The sequence below is a fragment of the Parundibacterium terreum genome (assembly GCF_014636315.1).
Lineage (GTDB): Bacteria > Pseudomonadota > Gammaproteobacteria > Burkholderiales > Burkholderiaceae_D > Undibacterium > Undibacterium terreum.
The window spans coordinates 983,894-999,680 of sequence record NZ_BMED01000002.1 but is presented as its reverse complement, the minus strand read 5'-3'; the positions used below and the strand labels follow the sequence as shown (position 1 = coordinate 999,680).

The window sequence follows — 15,787 nt, the reverse complement described above, 5'->3', positions numbered from 1 at the left end:
TGCCGTTGTTTTTGAATTTGTTGTTGTTCTTGACCTTAAACCGCTCGTAGCCGCCGGGCTACCCCGGCCAGCAATCAAAAAATGACCAACCACAAAAGTTAGATACTCAGAATTCAGTGGGAACCACTACTGATTGCATATTACCAGTATCGCTGTGATATTGTCCCGGCTGCCGTGTTCCTTGGCAAGCTCGATCAGGTCAAGGCAGGATTGCTCCAGGTTTTGTGCATGTGTCCTGCGCATGATTTCTTCTATCGCTGAGTGCGGTGTATTTCCATACAGGCCGTCGGTGCATAACAGGTACAGGTCGCCGGGCTGGTAGGCGAAGGATTTGACATCCGGCTTCACGCTGACAGTCGGCCCTATCGCCTGCAATAACAAATTGCGCGCTGGTAAATTGTCTACGATGCCTTCTTCTATCGCTTGCTGGTACAAGGTCTGGTCGCGCGTCAGTATGCTGAGCTCGCCGGCGCGGCAGCGGTACAGGCGGCTGTCGCCGACATGGAATACGACCAGCAGGCCCTTGTCCAGGTATTGCCAGATGCCGGTCAGTGTCGTGCCCATGCCGTGGCCGCCGCCATTATGGTTGGCCAGGTTTTGCGTATACAACTGGGTATTGGCAAATTCCACTGCATCGAACAGTGTCATCACCGCAGGCATGGTTTCGTCGGACCAGGTGGCATCCGGATCATGTTCCGCAGCGATAGGCAGGGCATTCGCATCACGCTCCTGGACAAAGGAGCGGATAAAATCGCGTAGCGCAATGATGGCGTTGGCACTGGCGATTTCTCCGCCTTCGTGGCCACCCATGCCGTCGCCGATTACGACCAAGCCGAGTTCTTCATCGATCAGGAAATTATCTTCGTTGGACTTGCGCACCAGGCCTACATCGGTCACGCCATAGGCTTGGCCAAGAGACAGTTGATGGTAAAGGCTGGGGGATAGTTGCTTCCAATTGCTCAAGGTAACTCCGATGTGTACCTGAATGGTTTTTATAAGCGGACGCAAGTCGATATGGTAGCATGGAAGCAAATCACATCAGCGCAAAAATCAACGCAATTCATCGAATTTTTGCAAGCCGGCTTTGAGTGAAAACAGGCTGGTGAAGGCTTATGGGATATGCTCATGATGCATGGCAATATTCCATGCCTGCGAAAATAAAGAACACGAGATCTATCAATAGACGAGGGCGGAGAAGCGAATGAATGAAGGTCCGGATACGGTAGAGACGGCCAGCCCATCGATGGATGGACAACAGCTTGCCGGGCTTGACGCCGGATATATTCCACCATCTCCTGTTGCACCTGTTCTTTCTGTGTCCGAGCCCGATCAGCCCAGCATCAGCGCCGTACTGGAAAAACGGGTGCGCGCGCTGGAAACCGTGGTCGAGCTGGAGCGCAAATTGCGGCGCGTCAAAGAGCTTGAGGTGCAGCAATTACTCAGCAGGCCTGTTGCCTCGGCTGAACCTGACATGTCTTCTGGAGTATCTGCTATAGCACCTGCTGCAGTGCCCGCTGAAGTATCCACCCTTCCTGTTGATGATGACCTGACGGTGCTGCATGTGCCGACCCCGTCAGCGGCAGTGCAGCATCCTGCATCGGCATCCACATCCGGTATTGCCCACTTGCTGGCCCCGGCAGCGCCGCATGTGGACGATATCCTTCCGCCAGACCAGGCATCCGCGGGCGGCAACGAGGATATGCTGGCATTGCCTGTAGGCTTTCACTTGCTGGAATACCGTATCGACAGCGTGCTGGGGCGCGGCGGCTTCGGCATCACCTATCTGGCGACCGATATCCACCTGAATGTGAAGGTGGCGATCAAGGAATACCTGCCTGGCGATTTTGCCTATCGCGCATCGGACAAGTCGGTGACGCCGCGCTGGCCCGAGGACAGGGAATTTTATCAGCACGGACTGGAGAGCTTCCTGGTGGAGGCGCGTACGCTGGCGACTTTCCGGCACCCGAATATCGTACGGGTAGCGCGTTTTTTCGAAGCCCATCGCACCGCCTACATGGTGCTGGAGTATGAGCGCGGCAAACCCTTGAAAGAGTGGTGGCCCAAGCACAAGACGATGGCGGAAGCGGATTTGCTATTGCTGGTGCAGCCGCTGCTTGAAGGCCTGGCCGTCGTGCATGAATCAGGTTACCTGCACCGGGATATCAAGCCCGACAATATCTATGTAAGGCAGGAAGATGGCAGCCTGGTCCTGCTGGACTTTGGCGCTGCGCGGCAGACCGCCGGCGAGCGGCACAGGATGGCGAATGTGGTGACGCCCGGCTATGCGCCTTATGAGCAATATGAGGCGGAAGACCAGGGGCCGGCTACCGATATCTATGCGCTGGGAGCGACGCTGTACTGGATGGTGGCCGGTAGTAAACCCTTGCCGGCGCCCGAACGCCGCATCGATGACTGCATGGCTACTGCGGAGCAGGCCGGCAGCGGGCGCTATAGCAGCGAATTTCTGAAAGCAATAGATTGGGCGCTGGCGCTGGACGCTGCGCACAGGCCGCAGGATGTGGCGGCCTTCAGGCAGGCGCTGTTTGCCGCGCATGCCGGCAGCCTGAGCTGGCAGGATGCCTTGCGCTCCGGAGACAATGAAAGCCTGGTCGGTGAAAGCTGGCGCACACTGCTGGAATCGCCGCGTCTGTTGAAATCATGGATGTTGCGTGCCGGCAGGGCGATGCTGCACCCGGCCTCATGGCCGATGGTGGTCAAGATGACGCTGGCAATGGTGCTGGCCGCTTTGCTGCCCATGCTGATCGTGGCTTACTACAATTTGAATGCAACGCTGAGTACCGTGTCTGCCGGCGAACTGCGCGATCTGGAGCAGCATGCGCAAAGCTCGGCTGGTCGCGTATCGCAATTGATCAACGACAGCCGTAACCTGGCCAACTACCTCGGTACCGATACCGATTTTGTCAATTTCCTGGAGCATCCCGGCGATGCGGGCAAGGAGGCTATCAATGGCAAGCTGGCGGGCCTTGCCAGATCCAATCCGGATGTGCATCCGCTGATCGTGATGGATGCGGAAGGCAATGCACTGGTATCCAATGATGCCGGGGTAACCGGCAGGAACTTCAAGTTCCGCGAGTATTTCAAGGAAGCGATGGCAGGCCGCGCTCACATGACAGGCATGGTGGTAGGATCTACCGCCGGTGCTGCCGGAGTGTATTATTCCAACCCCGTCGTCAATGCGGATGGCAAGGTGATAGGAGCGATTGTCCTGCGCATCAAGGGTTCCAGCATTGCCAGCATACTGGCGGAGATACACAGGACCAATCTGGTCCCTTTCCTGATTGATGGCGACGGCGTGTTGATCTATCACCCGGACCAGAAAGAGCTGTATCACAGCCTGGTGACTCTGCCGCAGGATAAATTGCAGCAGATCGTGGCCGACCAGCGCTTCCGGCGCGACAGCATTGCAAGCCTGAACATGCCCGATCTGGCAAAGGCAATGGTAGGCGCGAAGGGGGCCGGCAATATCAGCTACCGTTCCAGCATTTCTAATACCGAAGAGATCGCCGGCTATGCGCCAGTCAAGGGGCATAACTGGGTGGTCGGCGTGACGGAGTCGCGTATCTCGTTTGAGCAGCCGCTGAATCACCTGTTTACCAATGTGCTGTACAGCGTGCTTGCGGTAGGTATGGTGTTCCTGCTACTGGCTGTGCTATTCGCGCGCAGTATCGTGCGCCCGATAGAACGCCTGACCATTGCCGCCCATGCGTTGAAGAGCGGTGACTATGAAAAAGCCAATATCAAGGTCACCTCGAATGATGAATTGGGCCGCCTGGCGCGCACTTTCAACGTGATGATAGACGTGCTGCGGCAAAGAGACAGGGAACAGCAGCGCCGAAAAACAGGACACCGCAACGATGTGCCGGATGCCGGCAGGGACGAAGGCTAAGACAGAGTTGAATTAAAAATCCCGGGCCTTGAATACCGGAGCCGTGTCAGGCCTGATAACCGTAGTGCAGCTGCCAACTCCCGCCGGAAGTCTGGCTGCAGGCATAAGCCGATAAGCCCAGTGCCAGAGCTTCCTGGTGCGCAGTCCTGTCGCTGGCGTCGACTTTTTTTTCCAGCGACCAGCAAAGCTGCGGCGCCTCCAGGTTCTTTTTCAGGATAAAGCGCACCAGGCCGCCGTACAGCATGGCAAAGGTGGAGACGACGAATTCTGCTTCCAGCAAACCGCGCAGGCTGACGATATTTTCAGGCGACACGGTAGCGCCTATCAGCGTACGGTGCGCCGTGCGGGCATATTCCAGTCGCGCCTGTATCGACTCCCGGTGCAAGCCATAGCCACGCCAGTCGGGCAGGCAGGCGACGCCATCCAGGATGGCAAATTGCTTTCTTACAGAATCGGGAATATTCAGCAGTTGCGCCATGTGCGTGCTCGTGGCCGAGTTCATGCCCAGCACGCCGTAGGCAATCATTTCGGCCATGCCATGGCCCGTGTTGTCCACAGCTTTTTTATCGTAAAAACAGCCTATGATCGCGCCGGCATCGGAGGTGTGAGCAATAAAATGCGGCAGTTCATCCGGGCGTACCAGCCCATAGTCCTGATCGGCGATGGCTTGCAGATGCACATGGTGGGCAAACCCGGCCTCCGAGGCTTGCAGCCTACGCCAGTTGAATTGAGGCTGCAGGGTAATCATCCTATGAGCTCGGCGTAGTTGATGACTTTCAATGATGGATAGACGACCAGCATGGTTTGTATATAGCCGCTGTTGTTTTTTTAGCCGATGCCGGCCATATTCACGGCCCAGGCTTCAGTGGCTTTTTCGGTGTTCATATTGACATAAATAGACTGGCATTAGACAAAAAAGCTGGGCATAAGAAATCGATTTGGCCATGGATTGTCGGTGATTCAGCGGTTTTTACCGGAATCGGCAATTGTTTCGCCATCAATATCACGCAAAGGCAAATGAAAATTTGGAGCGCTGCGGCTTATTATGGCGGCCTATCTGCCTGGCCCGATGTTTTCGTGAGCTTGCCATGGGCGATGCAGCTTGGCTAGCAAAATTTACAACAGTTTCCGCTTGTTATAGAAATACTGCTCAAATTGGTCATCGCAGCTAGAATGAGGCAGTTTTTTTATTCCACTGAATTTGATATTAATCATTCATAAAAAGAGAGCCCGATGAAGAAAGCCTTGCCTCCCAAGCTTCGTTCCACATTTCAGCTAGCCGCGAGCACTCTGCTGCTGGCAGCGGGTTTAGGCGCTGCCAGCCAGCTTGCCAGCGCAGCGGAGCAGGAAGCTTTGACCACGGTCATCAAGGCCGGCAGGCTGGTGGATGTAGAAGCTTCCAAGGTCTTGAGCGACCAGTTGATTCTGATCCAGGGCGACAGGATTCTTTCAGTAGGGCCTGCGGCGACGGTAAAAATACCCGCAGGGGCAAAAGTAATCGACCTGTCCGCAGCTACTGTACTGCCTGGCTTGATTGATGCGCATACCCATCTGACCGGCAACCCGCATGCGCACGGCTATGCCAGCCTGGGAACCTCCAATGTACGCGCGGCTTTATATGGCGTGCGTGCTGCGCGCGATACCCTGAACGCAGGATTCACGACGGTGCGTAATGTCGGCGCCGATGGCTTTGGCGATGTGGCCTTGCGCGACGCCATCAATGACGGTGATACGCCGGGACCGCGTATGCTGGTGTCCGCTTATGCGCTGGGTATCAAGGGCGGTCACTGCGACAATAATCTGCTGCCGCCGGAATACAACGATACCGGGCGTGGCGTCGCAGACGGCCCCTGGGAAGCCCGGGCCAAGGTCAGGGAAATGGTCAAATATGGCGCCGACCTGATCAAGATCTGCGCTACCGGTGGCGTACTGTCCAAGGGCGATGCAGCTGGCGCGCAGCAATACACGCTGGAAGAAATGCAGGCGATTGTTGCCGAAGCGCATAAGCTGGGGCGCAAGGTCGCCGCCCATGCGCATGGCACCAGCGGCATCAATGATGCGATACGCGCGGGAGTGGATTCTGTCGAGCATGCCAGCCTGATCGATGCCGAGGGCATCAAGATGGCACGGGAAAAAGGCACCTGGCTGGTGATGGACATCTATAACGACGACTATATCCTGGGTGAGGGCGAAAAAGCAGGCTTCCTGCCGGAATCGCTGGCCAAGGAAAAGGAAATAGGTCAGTTGCAAAGGGATAATTTCCGCAAAGCATTCCAGGGTGGCGCACACATGGCTTTCGGCACCGATGCCGGCGTCTATCCGCACGGCGACAATGCGCGGCAGTTCTTTTACATGGTGAAGTACGGCATGACACCCATGCAGGCAATCCAGGCCGCCACGATCAGTGCCGCAGATCTGCTGGGCCTGAAAAAAGACATAGGCAGTATCAAAACCGGAAAATATGCAGATATCATTGCGGTCTTTGATGATCCGCTGGCCGACGTGACCAAGCTGACGCAGGTCAGTTTTGTGATGAAGGGCGGACAAGTGATCAAGCCCGCCAGGGCAGATTAGGCCTGGGCGGCAGTACAGGCAAGAATAAGAACAACAGACTTAGATTAATAAAGAAGGAACTCTCTTGGGACGACAAACTTTAGCCCAGCAACTGACCCGGACCAAGCCTATAGGTACGGCCGAACATGCTGGAGACCATGAACTGAAACGCTCGCTGGGCCTGTTCGCACTGACCATGATAGGTGTCGGTGCCACCATAGGTACCGGTATTTTCTTCACGATGGTGGAAGCCGTGCCAAAAGCCGGTCCCTCCGTCATCCTGTCCTTCATCATGGCGGCGGTCACTGCCGGGTTGACTGCACTGTGCTACGCAGAGCTGTCGTCCAGGATTCCGGCCTCCGGCTCTTCCTATTCGTTTGCTTACGCGACGCTGGGTGAGTTTGCCGCATTCATTGTGGCTGGTTGCCTGCTGCTGGAGTATGGCCTGGCCGCCAGTGCCACCGCGATAGGATGGTCGGACTACCTGAACAATTTTCTCGTCAATGCTACCGGATGGAAAATTCCTGGAATGCTGCGCTCCCCGATGATCGCTTCCGGGCCGAATGGCCTGGAAATACATGCCGGACACTTTAACCTCCCACCTGTAGCACTGGTTGTCATCTGTGGCTTTTTGTTATTGCGTGGCGCAAAGGAATCGGCCACGGTCAATGCGGTGATGGTATCGATCAAGCTGATCATCCTGACCTTCTTTGCCGTGATCGCGTTCTCGGGTTTTGATGCAGCTAATTTCACGCCGTTCTTTATGACTGACAGCGCCAAGGGCCCAGGCGGGCTGTCTGCCGTGACTGCCGCAGCGGCAACGGTCTTTTTCTCTTTTATCGGTCTTGATACGGTTGCCACGGCGGGTTCGGAAGTGCGGGACCCCAAGCGCAATGTGCCGCTGGGCATATTGGCGGCACTAGTTATCGTCACGGTGTTTTACCTGGTGGTTGCGGTAGCCGCAATGGGCGCCCAACCAGCCAGCAAATTTGAAGGCCAGGAGGCTGGCCTGGCCGTGATCCTGCAAAACGTTACAGGCAAGGCCTGGCCCGCATTGATACTGTCTGGCGGCGCCGTTATATCCGTCTTCAGCGTAACGCTGGTGACGATCTACGGCCAGAGCCGCATCTTGTATGCGATCAGCAAGGACGGCTTGATTCCCAAGTCCTTCCATGCCGTCAGCGCCCGCACCCGCGTGCCGGTCAACAATACCATTATCGTTTGCCTGGCCGTCGCTCTGGTGGCCGGTTTCGTCGATTCCACTTTCCTGTGGGATATGGTGAGCATGGGCACGCTGGTCGCATTTATCGTGGTATCGGCGGCAGTGCCGGTGATACGTAAAAAACACATTGACCTGAGCACGGACCATGGAGGCTTCCGCGTGCCTTTCGGCCCGTATCTGGTGCCGGCGCTGAGTATCATTGCCTGCCTGTATATCCTGAAGGATTTGTCACGGCTGACTTACTGGGTATTTTTTATCTGGATGGGTATTGCAGTTGCGGGTTACTTTATCTACGGCATGCGTAATTCGCGTCTGAATACCAATAATCAAGCCTGAACGGACAGTCTTCAGGTAGTTTTTATATTGCGAGGATAGTGATGAAATTACATAAACTGGCGATCGCCGGAGCATGTCTGTTTGCCGGCGCCGCCCATGCCGAGACACTGGGTAGTGTCGATACCGCCTTCAAGCTGATAGGACCTGACCACAAAATCGTCGTGGAAGCCTATGACGATCCTAAAGTGGATGGCGTGACCTGCTATATCTCACGTGCCAAAACCGGCGGCGTCAGCGGTGCGCTGGGCTTGGCCGAAGATAAGGCCGAGGCCGCGATTGCCTGTCGCCAGGTCGGACCTATCAACTTCAAGAAGCCTTTGCCTATGCAGGAAGAGGTATTCAATGAACGACTGTCCATCCTGTTCAAGAAACTGCGCATCGTGCGCATAGTCGATAAATCGCGCAATGCACTGGTCTATCTGACCTATTCAGACAAGCTGGTGGACGGTTCGCCCAAGAACAATATCACTGCAGTGGCGGTCGACAGAAGCCAGCCTATTCCACTGAAATAAGGCACCGGCATAAGCTGCTAAAGTAGGCGGCTTCAGCGATATTTTTATCCCCTGCATACCACCGCGCCCGTCCCGCAAATTTTTACGCGACGGGCGCTTTGTTTTTCGCTCCCCATAGTTGGGAATTTGGCCCGTCGCTGCACCATCTGCGTACGGGATTTGCACTATTTTCTTTCAAGAAATTTTCATGTTTGACGCTTTTCAGCATTAATACCACACGACCTTTGCGGTGCCAAAAGTCTATGCTACCTTAGCCCCCGGTTGGTTCAATATTAATAATATGCTTATAGCGAAACAGTGCAAGCCAGCACTGCAATCGATCGTAAGCTCTCTGGGCCCAAACAGCAATTTGTCTGGACCCGGCATCCTTGGGAAGGTATAAAAAACAATGCAAGTTCAAAAAGGGAAAATGGTTTTTCTCGCGGCCGCAATTTCATCCTTATTCGCGAGCTCAGCCTGGGCGCAACAATCTACCGATACTGCATCCACTACACCTGCTGCCGCTACTCCCGGCAAGCGTTCTGAACAAATTGAAACCGTGACCGTCACCGCGCAAAAGCGCAAGGAAGACGCCAGCAAAGTGCCGCTGAGTATTTCCGTGATGACAGGTGAAGACCTGGTAGGCCGCCATATCACCGATGTGGGCGATATTACGCGCTCCATTCCTAATATTTCCAACTCCGGCGCCAGCGGTACCGGTGCAGGCCTCAGCAATATAGAAATTCGCGGCGTCAGTTCTGCCGCAGGCTCCGCCACGGTCGGCATGTACATGGATGACGTATCTTTGACCACGCGCAATCTGTATAGCCTGGGCAGTGCGGAACCAAAACTGTTCGACCTTGATCGCATTGAAGTCTTGCGCGGCCCGCAAGGTACTTTGTACGGCGCCAGCTCCATGGGCGGTACGATCAAATTCATCACCAACCAGCCCAATCTGAATGAGCGCGAAAACAATGTGTATTCAGAGGTTTCTTCCACTAAAGGCGGCGGCACCAATTACACGGCCAATGGCGTATTCAATTTTCCGCTGATCAAGGACGAGCTGGCACTGCGCATAGGCTTGCAAAAAGGCCGTGACAGCGGCTACATCGACCAGGTATCGCCGACGACCGGCAAGGTAGTCGCGTCCGGCATCAACTCACAAGATAGCTCGGTGGCACGATTGGCGTTGAAATGGGTGCCCATGACCGGCCTGGTGATTACACCATCGGTCTTTTATCAGGACGTGAAAAGCGATGATATCGATGCTTCCTACACCGATTTGCCAAAAAACCAGACTAATAAAATTGTTCGCGAGCCGGGCAAAGATAGATTGCTGGTACCCAGCCTGACGGTCAATTACGACCTCGGTTCAGCCGACCTGGTATCGGTATCCAGCTACTTCAAGCGCAATTTTGATCGTACGCAGGACGGTACTGTCGTCAACAGCAGCTATATCGGCAGCCTGATCACGACGCCGCCTGGCCTGGGTGATCTGGTTTCCGGCCTGCCCTCTGCGGTCTATCTGAACAATGAGATCAAGCAATTTTCTCAAGAAATACGCGTAGCGTCCAAGCCTTATGATCCCAAAGGCGGCTCTCCGATTACCTGGCTGGGCGGTGTCTATTATTCCAACCTGTTCACCACGGTTGTTGATAACGAACCTGTATTCGGCATCAATCAGGCTTTCAATGCAGCCGGCGTGAATATCGCCGACCCTAGCCAACTGGGTTCGGCTTTCCCAGGGGATAATTCCTACTTCAGTGCACGCCATTATCACACCACGCAGAAAGCGGTATTCGGCGAAGCCAGCTATTACTTCAGCCCGGCGCTGCAAGCGACAGTCGGTGCGCGTTACCTGCGTGCGTCCGATTCTTTGGTGCGTGATGGCGATTTCTTCTTTGCCGGCGGCCCTCAGCACTCGGAAGCATCTTCCGATTTCAAGGCTTTCACTCCAAAGTTTGCGATTTCCTGGCAAGTTGACCCTAACAACACCTTGTATGCAACTGCAGCACAGGGTTTCCGTCTGGGTGGCCAAAATCGCGCGATTCCGACTTCGGTCTGCGCAGCGGATTTTCATAACCTGAATCTGTCAGAAGCGCCGCTGTCCTTTGGCCCGGATAAGCTCTGGAGCTATGAAGTCGGCAGCAAATCCAGGCTGATGGGTAATCGCCTGTCTGTGAACCTGGCGGCATTCTACATAGACTGGAACAAGCTGCAGCAGGATATTACTTTGCCGGGTTGCGGTTTCGACTTTGAAACCAACGTAGGCAAAGCCAAGAGCTATGGCGCTGAAGTCGAAATCAAGGCCAAGCCGACTGCCAACCTCTTGCTGAGTTTTTCCGGCGGCTATACCAACGCGACGTTGGCCAGTGACGTACCTTCCCTGGGCGCCAAATCCGGCGACCAGATCCAGGGCGTACCTAAATACAATGCCAGCCTGGCGGCTACCTATAACTTCAGCATCACTGAAGATACCTATGGTTTCGCGCGTGCCGGCGTACATTGGGTGGGTAGCAGCCACGGTAGCCTGATCCATACTGATCCTGACTACGTACGTCCTTCCTACAGCACGGTGGACGCCAGCGTAGGCGCAACGTTTGGAAGCTGGGAAGTATCCTTATTTGCAAAGAATTTGCTGAATAACGATAAAGTCATTCAGCGGCCAAATGTGCAGTCCGTCAGCGAAGGCTATCGCTTGCGGCCGTTGACGGTAGGTCTCAGCTTATCTGGAAAACTGTAAGCGGTCTGTTAAAAAAATCCCCGCATGTGCAAGCATGCGGGGATTTTTTATTTTCCTGTTTTACTCTTCTTGCCTCAGACTACCGCCGTGACCCACACTGTGGCTACTGCGGCGGCGCCGGCGTTTCGGCGGTGCACTCTCCGCATCCGTATCGTCTGAACTGCTGCCCACGCACCACGGCAATACCCAGCCCGCAAACCCCAGCATGATCTGCGTGATGTCTCCATAGCGTCCAGGGACAAACTGCTGATACCACTCCTCGAAGAACAGGATCACGAGTACTGCCAGCCCGCCGAAGAACGCTGCCTCCGTGTGGCGGAAGAAAGGCACGATGGAACGGGTGAAATAGGCAAGCGCCATGAATGGCCACAGCAATTCAAGGATGTTTTCCAGGCCCGACAGCGAAGACATCTGGCCGGCAAAGGGTATCCAGTTGAAGGGGTAGCTGAATCCAGCGTCCGCCGGCGCCAGTTCAAAGACCGTGAAGCCTGCCAGTATCAGAAGGATGCCGCTTACAGCATTGAGTTTTTTGGATAAATACTGCAGCGGCAAAAGCAGCAGTAGCGCAACAATGGCGGCCAGCAAAACTTCCGGAGCAAGCTGGCGGGTAACGATCAGCACCTTGCCGCAGAGTATGCCGGCCACCAGTGTAGCGAATACCAGCATCGCTGGCCTGTCGCGCCGGACGACGGTCACGGTCAACAGGCCGAGTGCCAGTATATACAGGCTATAGGTCGCCATCTTTGCATAGCTGAACGAATCCGGGTACAGGATCTCATGCTTGAGCAGCGCCAGACCGTGGCGCAGATGGGATACGTCCAGCGACGGCACCAGCGGCGTGGTTTGCGACAGGCTCCACATGGCCAGTATCGCGATGCCGATATTTGCCAGGATGCCGGTGCGAAACCACTGTTCGCGGTATTTTGCGACAGCCTTGCCGGTCAGCGTCTCTGCGCTCATGAAGCCGGCCAATACCCCACCCAGGAAAGTACCGAGAAAATTCATGACCAGATCAGACAGCGAAGCAACGCGGCTAGGCAGGAATTGCTGGATGCTCTCGACGGCAAAACTGAGCAGCGTGCCCACGATGGTAGCGAGTATCAATGCCAGCCAGAAGCCCATGTTCCGGTTTAATCGCAGGACCAGCAATAGGCCCAGCGGCGCGTAGACCAGTATGTTTTGCACGATATCGGCGCGCTCTATGCTGGGCATGGTGACCAGGAAGGTAAATAGACGTGTGCTCGGAGTGGTCCAGTCGCTGAACGGGAACAGGCTGCCGTATAAGATCAGCAAGGCATACAGGAATGCCATATAAGAAATGAACTTATACGAGGGGGCATCCAGGCCATGGGCTGGAGTGGCGGCGAGGGGAGATCTGCTAGTCATGGCAAATGAGGATGAAATGAATAGTGGTGCAGGGGCGGTAGCCTGCATGGATATTGCTGCTGGCTGCTCGTATCGTCATGTTATTTTTGCATTGGCTTGCGGAGCCTTGCTTAGTTTGTAAAGAATCAGACCCATCCATTCGTAAATCGCGTAGTAGGAGCGGCGCAGGCTTCCCATGGTAGGTACCAGGCAAGACCAGCGCAGATCATATTCATTGAGGAACATGGTCGGCGCCGCCACCACCTGCAAGCCCTGCTGCTGGAAGGCAAGCTTGGCTCTGTGCATATGCATGGCGTCCGTGATCAGCAGCACACGGCTTACGCCTGCTGGTAGCAGTATTTTCGCCGACAGTTCAGCGTTTTGCGCCGTGTTGACGGAGTCCGTCTCTTTCCATCTGACCGGCGTGGAAAAATCCTGTTCCAGTGCGCTGGCCATGATTTCGGCCAGCGAATCGTCATTGCCATATTGCTCACCAAAGCCGCCTGTAACCAGCACCGGCAGGCTGCTCTCCCGGTGCAGCCTTGCGGTGTATCTCATGCGCGCCAGGCCTATGTAATCGGGAATGTCTTTTCCGCCATACTCAGGCGCATCCACCACTCTTCCAGCGGTGAGAACGACAATTGCCTGAGCGCCTGTACCCTGGGCAGAGCGCAGAGGCGGCTCCAGGTTTTCCAACGGATTGCCAAGCAGACAGGCTCCCAGATCGGTGCTTATCGCAAACAGTATCGATACCGAGCCTACGCAGAGTATCTGGCTCAAACGGGGAAATTTTTTTCTGATCAGGAAGCCGAGTGCAAACAGGACGAGCAGGCTGGCCGGTGGAAGAATCAGGTCGCGGAAGGCAGTGTAGAGCACGCCACTGACGCTCATGTAGGGTTCCTTTTTGCTTTAGAATAGTGAAAACTCATTCACCCTCCGAGTGAGATGCTATTTGGGAAAGGAGTTTTGGTGCACGCAGCCTGCGAAGCTTTCGTTTCAAAGCGCCATTATATGTTGCAGTATCAAGTTACAGTACCATCTACCGTGCTCTAAATTGTCATTTTATCCAGTTATTTTGCACGCAGCGACTGTGATGAAATGAAAGTTTTTGTGTCACGGTGAATTTGCACCGTCTTCGTGGTTTATCCTTGTTTTTTACTTTTCAGCCCTGGAAAGGGCGCAGAATTTCTTTGCCGTACTTTTCAAAAATTGATGAAAAATTCACTGTCACCAAGTATAAATACTGAAAAGTCGGTTGATGCCCTGGTGAAAACTATCAGGATTCCCCCCAGGCCCAGCCTGCTGGCGGATGTGCAGCAAGAACTGTCCGCGCGCGACCCGGATCCGCGCAAGCTCGCAAAGATCATTGCACATGACGTGTCGTTGGCGGCATCGCTGATGAAGCTGACAAACTCTTCATTTTTTGGATTGAGGCTGAAGGCCAGCTCAGTTGAGCATGCAGTGGATTTACTGGGCTTGAACCAGTGTAGCCTGTTGTTGACCGGCATCATCGCGCGCCAGACCATCAGCCAGGGCGGTGCCTCGATGGCGCGATTTTGGGATTTTTCCACCAAAAGGGCGCAGGCGATGGCTTATCTGGCGCGGCAAATGCGCGCCTGCCCAACCGATCTTGCGCATACCTTTGGCCTGTTTTGCGATATAGGCGTGCCTTTGCTGATGGAGAAATTCCCTGATTACAGCAAGAGCATGGAGAAAGCCAGCCGGGACTTTATCAATAGCATCACCGACCTCGAAGATCTGCGCTTCAATGCCAATCATGCGGCAGTCGGTTCTTTGCTGGCAAGGACCTGGGGTTTGCCGAATGAGGTGTCGCTGGCCATCTTGCTGCAGCACGATTATCGCAGCTTGCAGGACCGGGCCACGGAAGACAGCGTACGTACGCTGATTGCGCTGTCCTTGCTGGCGGAATATGCAATTCACAAATACCATGGGGAAGACGTATTCGCCGAATGGGAAAAGGGCGGCGACATTGCCTGCCACTTCCTCGGCCTGTCGCAGCACGAGGTAGAGGACAGATTTGAAGAATTACATGAAATGTTCAACAGTACAAATTAAGCATGCGGATTGGTAGTTCACGCCCTTGATCCGCTAGCCATAGCGTGATCTTGGTCGTTCAGGGCCTGCCACCTATGACCCGTGCAGGCAACAGGATGATCGCCCGCAGCAATTCAAATACGCCTTCCAGCGCTATACCCAGTAGCCGGAATGGCAGTAGCAGCAGCCATACCAGCGGATACAGCACGATCGCCAGCAAAGCCAGCGGCCAGCAAAAGAAAAACAGCGTTAGCCACAATAAAAAAGCAAACATAAGCCAGGCTTCCCCTTGGTTTGGGTAAGAGATTAAACCGGAATGCGCATTCACTGCATGAGTAATCGTTTGCGTTTGCTGCAAAACGAAGCCCTTTGTAGTGCAGCGGCTTGGCAGCTTCGTCGCTGCAAGGCCACTGCGGGCGCATTCCAGGCTATTCGGATCAGGAGTCAGTCAGCCGTTTGCCGGTAATGACAACAGTGTGTACTTCACCATCGGTCGTTGCGGCAGTCATAGTTTGCGGTGCCGGTACGACCGCTGTCATGAGGCCTGAGGCTATCGCGGCTGCAATGGCGGCGATGACGATTCCATCCATGTTTTCTGCGAGTTTCATGATCTTTCCTTTCGGTTGCTGCGGTGTTGACTTCACTTTAGTCCTGCGCCGCGCTCTTTGCCAATGGAATGTGATGAACAGCATTTTTGGAGAGACAGAATACAAAAATCAGGGATAGATAAAAAATAAGCCAGTCTTGAAAGATCCGGAAACAAGCCTGAAAGAGGCCCCAACGCAGATCCGGATGCAGGCGTGGAAGGACCTTCTGCCATCATCTAAAACTCCCCTGTGCCAACAGAAAAGCGATATGGAATCCGCCTTCCATGGATTTTGGCTGAACGCCATGTCTCTCCAAAGCATGGTGATGGCGTCAGTAGTTCTGACCCGTGCAGACTGCGATAAGTTCACAGAAAAGTTCTGTTCGCAGAGTTTTTTTTTGCGATGCATGGATAGCCCGGCACATGCGGGGCCGCCTCCGGTATTAGCTGAAAAAATTTGAGTTTCCGCACGACATCTTTCTTGACATGAAGGCTCTCCCGCAAGGATACTTGCCTTCGCTTTTCATCC

The 15,787-nt window shown here is 54.6% G+C and carries 14 protein-coding genes; 8 read left to right on the top strand and 6 right to left on the bottom strand.

The features are described from left to right. Nucleotides 1-126 precede the first annotated feature (126 nt). A complete protein-coding gene (locus IEW12_RS13530) occupies nt 127-963 on the bottom strand; it encodes a PP2C family protein-serine/threonine phosphatase (RefSeq protein WP_188566533.1) in 837 nt (278 codons plus the stop codon). A gap of 238 nt (nt 964-1,201) precedes the next feature. Here IEW12_RS13530 and IEW12_RS13525 point away from each other — a divergent pair, with 238 nt between their 5' ends. Then, nucleotides 1,202-3,907: a protein kinase domain-containing protein gene (locus IEW12_RS13525; RefSeq protein WP_188566532.1), complete on the top strand. Its 2,706-nt coding sequence runs from the start codon at nt 1,202-1,204 to the stop codon at nt 3,905-3,907. Between the two features lie 46 nt (nt 3,908-3,953). Here the strand turns inward: IEW12_RS13525 and IEW12_RS13520 are convergent, their stop codons facing one another. Next, a complete protein-coding gene (locus IEW12_RS13520) occupies nt 3,954-4,655 on the bottom strand; it encodes a hypothetical protein (RefSeq protein WP_188566531.1) in 702 nt (233 codons plus the stop codon). A 56-nt stretch (nt 4,656-4,711) separates the two neighbouring features. On the opposite strand from IEW12_RS13520, the gene IEW12_RS13515 reads away from it, so the two are divergent. From IEW12_RS13515 to IEW12_RS13495, 5 genes are all read left to right on the top strand, one after another. Next, nucleotides 4,712-5,017, top strand: a complete 306-nt coding sequence (locus tag IEW12_RS13515; RefSeq protein ID WP_188566530.1) for a hypothetical protein — start codon at nt 4,712-4,714, stop codon at nt 5,015-5,017. Between the two features lie 123 nt (nt 5,018-5,140). Then, nucleotides 5,141-6,481 (top strand): Xaa-Pro dipeptidase, encoded by a 1,341-nt coding sequence (locus IEW12_RS13510; protein ID WP_188566529.1) that lies wholly within the window; start codon nt 5,141-5,143, stop codon nt 6,479-6,481. A gap of 64 nt (nt 6,482-6,545) precedes the next feature. Next, entirely contained in the window at nt 6,546-8,018 is a 1,473-nt protein-coding gene (locus IEW12_RS13505) for an APC family permease (RefSeq protein WP_188566528.1), read from the top strand. A 41-nt stretch (nt 8,019-8,059) separates the two neighbouring features. Then, complete coding sequence (locus tag IEW12_RS13500; RefSeq protein ID WP_188566527.1) at nt 8,060-8,530, top strand: CreA family protein; 471 nt, start codon at nt 8,060-8,062, stop codon at nt 8,528-8,530. A 409-nt stretch (nt 8,531-8,939) separates the two neighbouring features. Beyond that, nucleotides 8,940-11,252 carry a TonB-dependent receptor gene (locus tag IEW12_RS13495; RefSeq protein WP_229751095.1) on the top strand — a complete coding sequence of 771 codons (2,313 nt, stop codon included), beginning with the start codon at nt 8,940-8,942 and terminating at the stop codon, nt 11,250-11,252. A 60-nt stretch (nt 11,253-11,312) separates the two neighbouring features. Here the strand turns inward: IEW12_RS13495 and IEW12_RS13490 are convergent, their stop codons facing one another. Both IEW12_RS13490 and IEW12_RS13485 read right to left on the bottom strand, forming a co-directional pair. Then, nucleotides 11,313-12,638 carry a VanZ family protein gene (locus tag IEW12_RS13490; RefSeq protein WP_188566525.1) on the bottom strand — a complete coding sequence of 442 codons (1,326 nt, stop codon included), beginning with the start codon at nt 12,636-12,638 and terminating at the stop codon, nt 11,313-11,315. 75 nt (nt 12,639-12,713) lie between these two features. Then, nucleotides 12,714-13,508 carry a YdcF family protein gene (locus tag IEW12_RS13485; protein WP_188566524.1) on the bottom strand — a complete coding sequence of 265 codons (795 nt, stop codon included), beginning with the start codon at nt 13,506-13,508 and terminating at the stop codon, nt 12,714-12,716. Between the two features lie 375 nt (nt 13,509-13,883). Here IEW12_RS13485 and IEW12_RS13480 point away from each other — a divergent pair, with 375 nt between their 5' ends. Then, the gene (locus IEW12_RS13480) at nt 13,884-14,693 is read left to right on the top strand and encodes an HDOD domain-containing protein (RefSeq protein WP_229751094.1); all 810 of its coding nucleotides are present in this window, start codon (nt 13,884-13,886) and stop codon (nt 14,691-14,693) included. A 58-nt stretch (nt 14,694-14,751) separates the two neighbouring features. Here the strand turns inward: IEW12_RS13480 and IEW12_RS13475 are convergent, their stop codons facing one another. Together IEW12_RS13475 and IEW12_RS13470 are read right to left on the bottom strand one after the other, a co-directional pair. Next, a complete protein-coding gene (locus IEW12_RS13475) occupies nt 14,752-14,946 on the bottom strand; it encodes a hypothetical protein (protein ID WP_188566522.1) in 195 nt (64 codons plus the stop codon). Nucleotides 14,947-15,109: 163 nt separating this feature from the next. Continuing rightward, nucleotides 15,110-15,280 carry a hypothetical protein gene (locus tag IEW12_RS13470; RefSeq protein WP_188566521.1) on the bottom strand — a complete coding sequence of 57 codons (171 nt, stop codon included), beginning with the start codon at nt 15,278-15,280 and terminating at the stop codon, nt 15,110-15,112. Between the two features lie 136 nt (nt 15,281-15,416). On the opposite strand from IEW12_RS13470, the gene IEW12_RS13465 reads away from it, so the two are divergent. After that, nucleotides 15,417-15,719 carry a hypothetical protein gene (locus tag IEW12_RS13465; RefSeq protein ID WP_188566520.1) on the top strand — a complete coding sequence of 101 codons (303 nt, stop codon included), beginning with the start codon at nt 15,417-15,419 and terminating at the stop codon, nt 15,717-15,719. Nucleotides 15,720-15,787 lie beyond the last annotated feature (68 nt).